The sequence below is a fragment of the Rhizobium sp. 05L429 genome (genome assembly GCF_056397645.1).
Window position 1 is genome coordinate 109,191 of sequence record NZ_JBFTNV010000020.1, and the last position, 11,070, is coordinate 120,260.

The following is an 11,070-nucleotide window of genomic DNA, read 5'->3' on the forward strand; positions in this document are numbered from 1 at the left end:
CTCGGGCCCAACAGATTGAAATTGGAGACACCCATGTCTGAGGACATCCGCACATCGATCGGCCTTCGCCCGGTCATCAACGTTTCTGGCACCATGACCAGCCTCGGCGCCTCGATCGTCGTTCCCGAGGCTATCGCCGCCATGTCGTCGATCCTACCGCATTTCGTCGAGGTCAACGATTTGCAGCGCAAGGCGAGCGCCGTCATTGCGCGGCTGACCGGCGGCGAGGCGGGTTTCGTGACCGCCTCGTGCTCGGCAGGCATTTCGCTCGCCGTCGCAGGCGCCATCACTGGCAACAATCTGCTCGCCATCGAGAAGCTGCCGGATGTCGTCCCGGAAAAGAACGAAGTTCTTGTCCAGATGGGCCACATCGTGAGCTACGGCGCGCCCGTCGATCAGGCGATCCGGCTTGCCGGGGGCAAGGCGGTGCTGGTCGGCCAGGCGACATCCACCCACCGTTTCCATATGGAACAGGCAATTACCGAAAAGACGGCGGCCGCCGTCTATGTCGTTTCGCATCATGTCGTCGACTATGGCCTGCTGAACCTCAAGGAATTCGTCGAGATCGCCCATGCCAAGGGCGTTCCCGTTATCGTCGATGCGGCCTCGGAATATGATCTCAAGATATTCCTGGAGCAGGGGGCCGATGTGGCGCTCTATTCCGGCCACAAGTTCCTGGGCGGCCCAACCTCGGGCATCGTCGCCGGCAAAAAGGAGCTGGTGCGCAACGCCTTCCTGCAGAACATGGGCATCGGCCGCGGCATGAAGGTCGGAAAGGAAAGCATTTTTGGCGTCATGGCGGCGCTGGAAGCCTGGGAAAAGCGCGACAATGCCGGTATCCGCGAGCGTGAGACGAGCTATCTCAGCCTCTGGAAACAGACGCTTGACGGCCGCCCCGGCGTTACCGCGCTGATAGAACCGGACCCGACCAACAACCCGCTCGATCGCATGCGCGTGATCATCAATACCGACGAGGCCCATATCACCGCCTGGGATCTTGCCGATGCTCTCGGCCGCGGCTCTCCGCCGATCATCGTCCGCGACCACGAAGTCGAGCATCGCTACTTCTATCTCGACCCCTGCAACCTGCATCCGGGCCAGGAAAAGATCGTCGCCAGCCGCCTAGCCGAAGAGCTCGACAAGGCGCGTGCCTCCAACGAGATCATCGCGACACCGATCGAAGATCGAAGCAAGCGTCGTTTCGAAGGCGTGCTGAAGTGGCCGGACTGATCTGATATCCGGGGCGAATTTTAAGGAAGCGATCATGACAGGCATCCAGGCACAATCCATCACAGCGGCAGAGCCGGTCCTCTCCGTCCAGAATCTGACGACATCGTTTCTGGTCGATGGCGCCTGGAAGCCGGTCGTTCGCAATATTTCCTTTGATGTCGCACCGGCAGAGACAGTCGCTATCGTCGGCGAAAGCGGCTCCGGCAAGAGTGTGACTTCCCTGTCGATCATGCGCCTTCTGCAGTTGGATTCGAGCCGCGTCGAAGGCAAGATCATGCTCGGCGGGCGCGATCTTCTGGCCCTGCCGGAAGGCGAAATGCGCAAGGTTCGCGGTAATGATGTCGCTATGATCTTCCAGGAGCCGATGACGAGCCTCAATCCGCTCTTCACGATCGGCGACCAGATATCCGAGGCATTGCTCTGCCACAGGCCAATGTCGAAGGCAGAAGCCCGCGCCGAGACGATCCGGCTGCTTGAAAAAGTGCGCATCCCCTCGGCCGCCTCGCGCTTCGACGAATATCCCCACCGCTTTTCCGGCGGCATGCGCCAGCGCGTGATGATCGCAATGGCGCTTGCCTCGCGGCCGAAGCTCCTGATCGCCGACGAGCCGACGACGGCACTCGACGTGACGATCCAGGGCCAGATCCTGGATCTGATCAAGATGCTGCAGGAAGAGGAGGGGACCTCGGTTCTGTTCATCACCCATGACATGGGCGTCGTTGCCGAGATCGCCGACCGTACCGTCGTCATGTATCGCGGCGAGCAAGTGGAAACGGGGGTGACGGCGGATATCTTTCACCGCGGCAAACATCCCTATACCCGCGCCCTGCTGTCTGCCGTCCCGGTACTCGGCTCCATGCAGGGCTACGAGCGGCCGCTGCGCTTTCCTGTCGTCAATACGGCGACCGGAGAATCTGACACGCCGGTCGAGACGGCCGATACAGTCGCGGCAGCCGCCCGTCCGGTATTGGAGGTGAAGAACCTCACCAAGCGCTTCGATATTCATTCGGGCCTCTTCGGCAAGCTGACCGGTCGCGTCCATGCGGTCGAGAACGTATCCTTCGATCTCCATGCGGGCGAGACGCTATCGCTCGTCGGCGAGTCCGGCTGCGGCAAGTCGACAACCGGGCGCGCAATCATGCGGCTGATTGAGGCGCAGAGCGGTTCTGTCATTGCCGATGGCAAGGATGTGCTGGCGCTCGGCAAGGCGGGCATGCGCGAGATGCGCAAGACCGTGCAGATGATCTTCCAGGACCCCTTCGCCAGCCTCAATCCGCGTATCCGCGTCGGCGATGCCATCGCCGAGCCTTATCTCGAGCACAGGATGGGTACGGCAAAGCAGGCAAGGGAGCGCGTCGCAGACCTCCTCGCCAAAGTCGGACTGACACCCGACATGGCTTCGCGCTTCCCGCATGAATTCTCCGGCGGTCAGCGCCAGCGTATCTGTATTGCTCGTGCGCTTGCACTGGAGCCGAAGGTCATCGTGGCGGATGAGAGCGTCTCGGCACTAGACGTTTCGATCAAGGCGCAGGTCATCAACCTGATGCTCGATCTGCAGCAGAGCCTCAACCTCGCCTTCCTGTTCATCTCGCATGACATGGCCGTCGTCGAGCGCGTCAGCCATCGCGTCGCCGTCATGTATCTCGGTGAGATTGTCGAAATCGGCCCGCGAGCGGCCGTTTTCGGCAATCCGCAGCATGACTATACCAAGAAGTTGATGGCAGCTGTGCCGGTCCCCGATCCCGACCGCCGTCGCGAAAAACGCGCTGTTGCCAACGACGAGATCAAAAGCCCGATCCGGCCTGTCGATTATAAGATCAAGCCGCTCGGGTACCGCGAGGTATCGCCGGGGCATCTGGTGGCAAACTGAGGGCGGCTTTCGCCGCCGCGACATCTATGGCTGTTTCAAGAAAGCCTACGGCATTGGCTCGAAAATCGAAATCGATTTTCGGAAGCCCGATGCTTGGATTCAACGAGTTAGGGCGTCTTTAACAAGTGCGAATGCACGCACCACGCCCTAGTGCCTGGTATCGTCGGCTCGAAGTTGGTCAATCGCTTCAAGCGCTTCGTCCGCCGTCCAGCCGGCGCGCAACGCCGCAGCGACCAAGCGAACCTCCGCCTCCATTTCAAGCCTCAGATAAAGTCCCTCCAGGGCCTCCTTGGCGGTGACCACGTGATCGTCGTGCGGTACAACGTGAGCATTGCGTGAGGTCATAGACACATTCCTCTCCTTCCTCGAGGTGGGTTGTGCTTCTTGTTAGGGCGATAACAGGTTCGTGGTGTCCTAGAGAACGATTACGCGCCTGCGTTGATTTTGTTCCATCCTTTTTGGTGCCACCGATGCGAGCATCAAGCATTTTTGTTGCGTTCCGGTCCTGTGCCCGTGAATAACACGGCCAATGGACCATTGACGAAATTGCGGTAGAACGACAGACCTCCACAAATCCCGGAGGCCAAGAGATATATGATGCCACATTTGCAGGAACTGATCGACTGGATTATTGCCGAGGGACTATCGACCGATACGATCGAGACCGTTCTGCAGGGCGTGGCGGAGCGGCTGATGGACCTCGGATACCCGATCATTCGTGCGTCGATCGCTATGCCGTCGATTGATCCCGTACAACGCGGATCTTCGGTCGCATGGTACCGATCGTCCGGCTTTTTGACGGAAGTTCAAGGACATGACGAAGCGGGTCAAGAGTTGTTCCAGCGCTCGCCTGTTGCTTATCTCCTGGCGAACGACCTCGATTACGCCCGCTGGAAATTGCCGCCCGGACCGGACGCGCCGCCGATTCCGTTGCTGACGGAGCTAGCCGAGCTTGGAGCCACCGATTACCTGATGAAACTGGCCCGATTTCCCGGGGATACTGCGCTTGCAGGTGTCAGCTTCTCCCTCGCTGTCGATCATCCCGAGGGATTTTCCGATCATCAGATTGCCGAACTGCGGCGGTTGATGCCAGCCCTCACTCTTACCTGTTGCCGGATCGCGACCACACGCGTTGCCACCGACGTGCTCGCGGTCTACACGGGTGCCGGAAGCAGCAGTCGTATCCTAGGTGGCCATATACGGCGCGGCGACGGTACCGCGATCTATGCGGCGATCCTTCTGGCTGATCTCAAGAATTTCACGTCACTCAATGAAAGGCATGCGCCCGAACGCATCGTTGCCTGGCTCAATGAACACTTCGAGGCGATCGGCGCCCCGGTCGAGCAGGAGGGCGGCGAGATCCTGAAGTTTATGGGCGACAGTCTGCTCGCCATCTTCCCTGCCGATATCGACAACCCGGCCGAGGCATGCCGCCGCGCGCTGTCGGCGGCTCGAACCGCCATGGACGCCAATGCTGATGTCAATCGCAGGCGAACGGAAGCGGGAGAGCCAGGGCTTCTCGTCGATATCGTCCTTCACGTCGGCGAGGTCTTTTATGGGAACGTCGGTGCGGCCCGCCGCCTCGACTTCACGGCGATCGGCAGGGCGGTCAATGAAGCGGCGCGCATGGAGAAGCTGGCCGACGAAATCGGCCACAGCCTGCTGGCATCCGCCGATTTCGTTTCGCAGACGCCAGGCCGTTTCGAGAAAGCGGGCATTTTTCCACTCAAGGGCGTCGCTCGGCCAGCCGCGATTTACGCCTGGCCAGATTGACCATTTACTCTATCGGATTCTGCGGGCTTTATCGGGCGGGAATGAACCGTCAGAAGAGCGGACGCCGTGTCATCTGCGCCACCTCGCAGACGTATGTGGCCGCGCATCATGCGAGCTTTGCGTAGTGCCCGAACAAGGCCTCGGCATTGTGGAAGCAGATCTTCTCCGTGTCTTCCTTGGGAAGACCGAGAGCTGCTGAGAGCCCTGAAGGTCTGAGAATGCTTCAGAGCGTGGCGCGGGTATTCGCAGGAGCTGCGGATGGAGGATCCTTGACTTCCTGCGAAAAGACTGAGGCCGCAGCTTGGGCCCGTCTGCAATCTATGGAATGTCTCTCGACTCCAGCTCCGGGCAGCTTGCCTCGTTTCCAAAGGTGATCTCCTTGCGATCTCCGTTAAGCGTCAGCCCCCTGAAGGTTAGCAGGTTCTCGTCGCGATAGACGATCTCGCTTCGATAAATCCCGGCGCGTATCGCTCTGTTCCTGGCACGACTGACGTTGCACTGCCCGATTGGAGGCGAAACATGCCAGTTGGAAGTGCCTTGCGCGTCGGTTTGCCAGCCTTCGGCTGAAGCAAGCGTCGAACCGACAAGCAGCGCGAATGCTGAAAGTACAAACATGGACGACAATCGAGATTTCACGATGTTACTCCGAGGCGATCCAGCTATCGATGCCTCCGCTATTATCTGAAATTGCTGAATAGATCATCCGGCAGTGGTCAATCGGCTTGGACTTCTCAGGGAATGGTGAACAATTGGAATTGCTCGCTTCGCTGCACCAAAGCCGGGAATGAAGACTTATTTGCAATTCTTTTTCATAGAAATGCACGAAAAATTGTATTGCCTCAACCATTGCCTGTAGATTTCGATGTCCCCACCATTGCGCATAGTTCATAAATATGGACTAGAGGCAGAGATGTATTCGTTGGGAGAAATCGGCGTTCCGAGTCCCGTGCGCGCTGCTGATACCGCCGTTCTAAGGCGTCAACATAAACCGGCCCCGGGCCTAGGGAAGAGTTTCTAAATGGCGACATATAAATATTTCACATGGGCGTTTATCGTGACCGCCCTTGGGCTTCTCCTCGGTGCTTGGCTCGGCTGGAATTCGACGGGTACGCTCGCGGGAGCTGGCCAGATTTTCTTTATCTGCGCCGTCCTCGCCGTGCTCGAAATCTCGCTGTCATTCGACAACGCGATCGTCAATGCGAACAAGCTGAAGGACATGACACCGGTGTGGCAGCATCGCTTCCTGACGTGGGGTATCGTGATTGCTGTCTTTGGTATGCGCATCGTGTTCCCGCTTGCCATCGTCGCCATTGCTGCAAACATCGGTCCTATCGCTGCGATGACTCTCGCCATCAACGAGCCGGCAGAATACTCACGCATTATGAATGATGCGCATGTCAGCATCGCCGCATTTGGCGGCACGTTCCTGATGATGGTCGGCCTCAGCTTTTTCTTCGACGAAGAAAAGGACGTTCACTGGGTTCACTGGATTGAAGACCGTCTGGCGCGCGTCGCCGGCATCAAGGGCGTGGAAATCTTCTTCGTCCTGACCGTCATGGTGATCTTCTCCCGTTTCCTGGAGCCTGCGGTACAGCAGACCTTCATTTGGTCGGCGATCTACGGCCTCATGACCTTCCTCGCCGTGGAACTGGTCGGCAGCGCCCTCGACGCGTCGCAGGAAACCTTGGCAGGAGCGGCCAAGGGCGGCTTCGGTGCTTTCCTCTACCTTGAAGTTCTCGACGCCAGCTTCTCCTTCGACGGGGTGATCGGTGCTTTCGCCCTCTCGACGAACCTGTTCGTCATCGCCATCGGCCTCGGTATTGGCGCCATGTACGTCCGTTCGATGACCATCATGCTGGTTGAGAAAGGCACACTCGCTGAGTATCGCTATCTTGAACATGGAGCGTTCTGGGCCATCCTCATCCTCTCGGTGATCATGTACGTCCAGACGATCGTACACATTCCGGAAGTGGTCACCGGCCTCTTCGGTGCGGGCCTCATCGGTATCGCCCTGTGGTCCTCCATGCTCTGGAACAAGGCCAACCCCGAAGGCGGACAAGAAGCGGTCTCGGACGCAGCTGCCCACTAAGCCAGACGACAACAGGAAGAGGCCTCCGGAGCAATCCCGGAGGCCTCTTCAGTTAGAGGAGGGCATGCCAGGGGCGAAGGAGATGTCCGTTGTCTCTGCGATCTCGTCACAGCGCGTACACTGTGTCTTTCCGACCCGGCCTGAGCCGTAGTCAACCTCGAATAGTTCGTCGAGAACCCTCTGGCATGGTCGCCCGTCAGTGGGTGTTTGCGGTAGCGTTCACCATCAGGTCGGTCAGCTGTGAAACGCTTGGCGCTCCCCACCAATCGCACAAGCTCAAATAGGAGAAGTCGCTGACGCTATCGCCGTATCCGACGACAGGGCGATGCGGCTCATCCTTACGGAGGCGGGCAAGCAGAAATTCCGTCGCGAGCCGCTTGGAGATCACAGGTGGGATCAATGCCAGATTGTTGCCGTTGTGGTGGCGAACCCAGCCAAGCCGCTCGACGATCGGAACGATGTCGGCAAGACGTGCGCCGTCCCCGTCGTTTTCCTTGAAGACCACATAGGTCGCGACGCCTTCCTCCATGACAGGCCAGCAGCGAATCGACACTCCCGCCTCCTCTGCAAGGGACCTGCCGTCTTCGAGCAGTTTCTCGAAGTAGTCCGCCAGCGGAAGAAGCTCTTTCGTTACCTTCTCACGCCATTCGGCGTCGGGCTTTCCGTCTGGTCGGAGGATCACGGCTCCGTTCGCCACGATGGCATAGCTCGTAAAGCGAATCTGGACGTTGGCATAGGATTCCGTACCGCGCGCGGTCACCGGGATCGCTTCCGAGGTCTGCAGGAGCCACTCGACCATGTTCTTCTGGACGGGGTCCATATAGGAGTGCTTGCTTGCGGGGGCATCAGGATCGAGCACTCGAGCGCCAAGCGTCAGCTCTGTTTCCTCGTAGCCTGTGATCTTCCTGCGCGAGCGGAAGAGCGTGTCGTCAAGGTCTACGAGCGCGATCGGTTTCATGCAAACTCCTGTCGTCTTCGTGGTGGACATTTATCTGATATCAGTTAATAGTCAACCAGTATTTACTGATATCAGATAACGGAGGACGCTTTGAAGAAGGGCAGGCCGCGTACGAACTTTGACCACATGCCGGGACGGTTTCCCGAGGGGACGATATCGCGTATCGATTCCGTCAGGTTCGAAGGGGAAACACGAACCGAGTTCCTGAAAACCGCCGTCGAGCGGGAAATCCGCCATCGTGAGGGCGACACCAGCTCAGGCGAAACATTCCACGCGCCAGACGAACCGTGAATTCGCCTTTACGATCTCAGACATCTGAAGGGACTGTCCTTTTTCCCTGCGTTCGAAGTCGACGTTGGCTGCCTCCAGCAGCGGGAGCACCAAAGCCGACCTGATTGCGAAATTGACGTTCTGGGCATTGCTCAGCGTCGCCGTGATCACCGCGATCAAAAGCCCCGAATCGTCGAAGACGGGGCCGCCGCTCGATCCGGGCTGAATAGGGCAGGTGACCTGCACAAGCCGCGCGTCGTCGCCAGGACCGAGAAGGTTCGAGACCGATCCGCTGGTGAACTGCGGACCTCGGCCGAGGAGGCCGGAAAGGGGGTATCCAAGCGTGACGGCGGTTTCCCCGAGATGCACACCAACATCGCGGAAGGCGATCTGGGATGACCCGAACGACTCGGACAGTCTGAGAAGGGCGAGATCGTTGGTCTCGTCGACGATCACGGGTTCGGCCCTCGTCTTGCCTACAAAGCCGGAGACGAAGATTTCCCTCGCCTGATTCACCACGTGCGCGTTGGTTATAAGAAACCTGTCAGCGACTATGCTGCCCGATCCGGTCCAGTCCGCCAGAGTCCCTCGTGCGCCGTTCCTTGGAGGGGCTGCACCCGTGTCGAGGCTCGTCCTTTCTTCGCGCCGACGGTCGGTGATCTGCACACCCAATCTCCGGCCGAGTTCTTCGATGCCGTCGAACACGCCGTCCTTTTTGGCGCGGACCTTCCACTGCCCGTTGCGTCTGTAGAGTTCTGCGAAAACGACGCTCGGCACGGTCAGGTCGGAATGGTCGAGAGTGATGGCGTAGCCGCCGACATCAAGGGCAACGTCCCTGAGCGACATCAGAGTGGCCGAGCCGCCGCTTGCGTAGAGAACGAGCGCGATGGTCTGGACCTCTGACGGAAATACGGGAAGGTGCAACTTGAATTCCACGCCGCTTTTAGCGCCTTCGGCATAGGACGGCGGCAGATCCTGCAAAGGAAGCCAGGGCAGGGCTCCCGACGGCAAGGGAAGCACGGCGACCGCGAAATCGACGGCTCCTGCATTCGCGGCATGGGCACGGACGATGACCTCCTCCCCGGTTATGGAAGCGTTCGCACCTGCGACGAGGTCGTATGGCATCAGGCGGCCCATCCGTTGAGGGCGGCGGTGGCGCGGGGAAGGACGTAGGCGAGGTCCGTCCGGCGGATGACGACGGGTGACGGGATCGAAGTGTCACCGACCCTCTCGCCCAGCATCATGCGCGCGCAGGCGAGCGGGAGGTTGATACCGGCGGCGGCCGAGTAGCCAACGCCACCGCTCGGGCGGGTGTTGACCTCCAGGAGAACGGGAGTGCCTGCCGCGTTTTCCTTCGTCTGCACGTTTATCAGACCGTCCAGCTTTAGCTCCGACGCGACGGCACGAGCGACATCTATTTCGCGGCCACCCGTGAAAATCGTCTGCCTGTCCTTGCTTTTTTGGCGGACGGCGTGCGCGATGACGACGCCGTTGTCACAGACGCAGTCTACGCTGCTCTCGACGCCTGGCAGATACTGCATCACGATCAACCTGGAGGGGGCTTCCGCCCGGGCGTAGGCCTCGAGGTAAACCTCAGGATCAACTTCGTTGCCGTCGATCGTCGAGAAAAGGGTGAAGGGATTGAGGCCTGGCACGAAACGCCAGAAGCCTCGGCCATAGACACCGACAGCCGGCTTTACGCAGACTTCGGTCCCCGTGGCCGCGATCTCGGTGATCGCTGCCTTCAGGCCGCCGAGATCGTCAGCCGAGATCGTCTCGGTGACCGGGATGCCGAGAGCCTTCATGGCGACGGTGAAACGGTCCTTATGATCGCAGAGATCAATGGTGTCCGCGTAGACCGCACCTGCTGCAAGCCGCACGCCACGCGCGGCGAAACGGTTGCGGGCATCAATAAGCTTCTTCCTGTAGCGCATACCAAGAAGCGCATCCACCTGGTTGTCCGATGCCGTGTTAAGCGCCCATTCAGCATAGTCGAAAGAAGGGTCGGTGACCTCGCGAGGTTCAAGGAAATGTTCATCGGCTGTCATGAAGATGTCCTCGCGGTCCGAACCGTGGGAGGAGAGGACCCTGACTTTGCCCGAAGAACCCGTGCGGACTAGGTCCGCGACGTCCCGTTGCGAGGCGTGCATTTGATTAAGCCAGATGGTGGAGGTCGGCTTCATTTCTTAATCCCGTTGTTTTCAAGTTTTGCCGCGGTTTCTTCAGGATCGACCGGCTCGCCGATACTGACCACGAAGTATCCGAGTGACCAGAACCCTGCGTCGCCCCCGCGTCTGGCATGCATCGCCCGGGAGGTCACGGCCTTCAGGGACGTAATAGCCTTAGGCACGTCGAAAGCCGGAGCCGTCGCGAGGATTAGCTGGAACCAGCGCTCTCCCGCCAACACCGAAAGGATATCGCACTTAAATGTGCGCGCTCCCGACCGGAAGGCTTCCTCGACCATAGCCACCTCGTCCATACTGAGAGGAGCGACGTCTTGAGCAAGGGCGAAAACGACTTGCAGTTTTATAGTGTAAGCTATTCTTTTTACTGACATAACCTCCATATTGCGCGCTCAGAGCGACTTGACAAGCAATAATATCGACAGCTTCTTGACATTCACTTTTTACCACCTATGTTTGAATGAAATGATGCAGTCAACACAATTTTCTCGTGTATTTTTCCAACGCCATTAGAGGAGGTATTCCATGAGCATATCGCTCTCCAAAAATCAGACTGTATCCCTCGCCAAAGAGGCTCCCAGCCTTTCCCGCCTCCACATCGGGTTGGGCTGGGACCCGATCAAAAAGAAGGGTTTTTTTGGCAAGCTCACCGGTGGCAGCGACAGTATCGATCTCGACGCCTCGGTCATCCTAGTGG

General features: G+C 59.0%; 11 protein-coding genes. 5 read left to right on the plus strand and 6 right to left on the minus strand.

The annotated features are described in order from the left end of the window. Window positions 1-33: 33 nt before the first annotated feature. Both AC1DNW_RS21110 and AC1DNW_RS21115 read left to right on the plus strand, forming a co-directional pair. On the plus strand, window positions 34-1,230 hold the full coding sequence (locus AC1DNW_RS21110; RefSeq protein WP_477854254.1) for an aminotransferase class V-fold PLP-dependent enzyme: 1,197 nt from the start codon (window positions 34-36) through the stop codon (window positions 1,228-1,230). A gap of 34 nt (window positions 1,231-1,264) precedes the next feature. Beyond that, complete coding sequence (locus tag AC1DNW_RS21115) at window positions 1,265-3,100, plus strand: ABC transporter ATP-binding protein (protein ID WP_477854255.1); 1,836 nt, start codon at window positions 1,265-1,267, stop codon at window positions 3,098-3,100. A 147-nt stretch (window positions 3,101-3,247) separates the two neighbouring features. Here AC1DNW_RS21115 and AC1DNW_RS21120 read toward each other — a convergent pair whose 3' ends face one another. Further along, window positions 3,248-3,445 carry a hypothetical protein gene (locus AC1DNW_RS21120; protein ID WP_113296441.1) on the minus strand — a complete coding sequence of 66 codons (198 nt, stop codon included), beginning with the start codon at window positions 3,443-3,445 and terminating at the stop codon, window positions 3,248-3,250. 249 nt (window positions 3,446-3,694) lie between these two features. Between AC1DNW_RS21120 and AC1DNW_RS21125 the strand changes: the two genes are divergently transcribed. Beyond that, complete coding sequence (locus AC1DNW_RS21125; RefSeq protein ID WP_477854256.1) at window positions 3,695-4,873, plus strand: adenylate/guanylate cyclase domain-containing protein; 1,179 nt, start codon at window positions 3,695-3,697, stop codon at window positions 4,871-4,873. 318 nt (window positions 4,874-5,191) lie between these two features. Here AC1DNW_RS21125 and AC1DNW_RS21130 read toward each other — a convergent pair whose 3' ends face one another. Next, the gene (locus AC1DNW_RS21130; RefSeq protein ID WP_113296442.1) at window positions 5,192-5,488 is read right to left on the minus strand and encodes a hypothetical protein; all 297 of its coding nucleotides are present in this window, start codon (window positions 5,486-5,488) and stop codon (window positions 5,192-5,194) included. A gap of 403 nt (window positions 5,489-5,891) precedes the next feature. Here AC1DNW_RS21130 and AC1DNW_RS21135 point away from each other — a divergent pair, with 403 nt between their 5' ends. Next, window positions 5,892-6,962, plus strand: a complete 1,071-nt coding sequence (locus AC1DNW_RS21135; RefSeq protein ID WP_477854257.1) for a DUF475 domain-containing protein — start codon at window positions 5,892-5,894, stop codon at window positions 6,960-6,962. A gap of 196 nt (window positions 6,963-7,158) precedes the next feature. On the opposite strand, the gene AC1DNW_RS21140 is transcribed toward AC1DNW_RS21135, so the two are convergent. From AC1DNW_RS21140 to AC1DNW_RS21155, 4 genes are all read right to left on the minus strand, one after another. After that, window positions 7,159-7,920, minus strand: a complete 762-nt coding sequence (locus tag AC1DNW_RS21140; RefSeq protein ID WP_477854258.1) for an HAD family hydrolase — start codon at window positions 7,918-7,920, stop codon at window positions 7,159-7,161. A gap of 255 nt (window positions 7,921-8,175) precedes the next feature. Continuing rightward, the gene (locus tag AC1DNW_RS21145; RefSeq protein ID WP_477854259.1) at window positions 8,176-9,315 is read right to left on the minus strand and encodes a S1C family serine protease; all 1,140 of its coding nucleotides are present in this window, start codon (window positions 9,313-9,315) and stop codon (window positions 8,176-8,178) included. Next, a complete protein-coding gene (locus AC1DNW_RS21150; RefSeq protein WP_477854260.1) occupies window positions 9,315-10,373 on the minus strand; it encodes an ATP-grasp domain-containing protein in 1,059 nt (352 codons plus the stop codon). The genes AC1DNW_RS21145 and AC1DNW_RS21150 overlap by 1 nt, the downstream gene beginning before the upstream one ends. Next, the gene (locus tag AC1DNW_RS21155) at window positions 10,370-10,756 is read right to left on the minus strand and encodes a transposase (protein ID WP_113309436.1); all 387 of its coding nucleotides are present in this window, start codon (window positions 10,754-10,756) and stop codon (window positions 10,370-10,372) included. Before AC1DNW_RS21155 ends, AC1DNW_RS21150 begins: the two co-directional genes overlap by 4 nt. Window positions 10,757-10,898: 142 nt before the next feature. Between AC1DNW_RS21155 and AC1DNW_RS21160 the strand changes: the two genes are divergently transcribed. Continuing rightward, window positions 10,899-11,070: TerD family protein (locus AC1DNW_RS21160; RefSeq protein ID WP_477854266.1), on the plus strand; the 172-nt coding region annotated here is incomplete at its 3' end.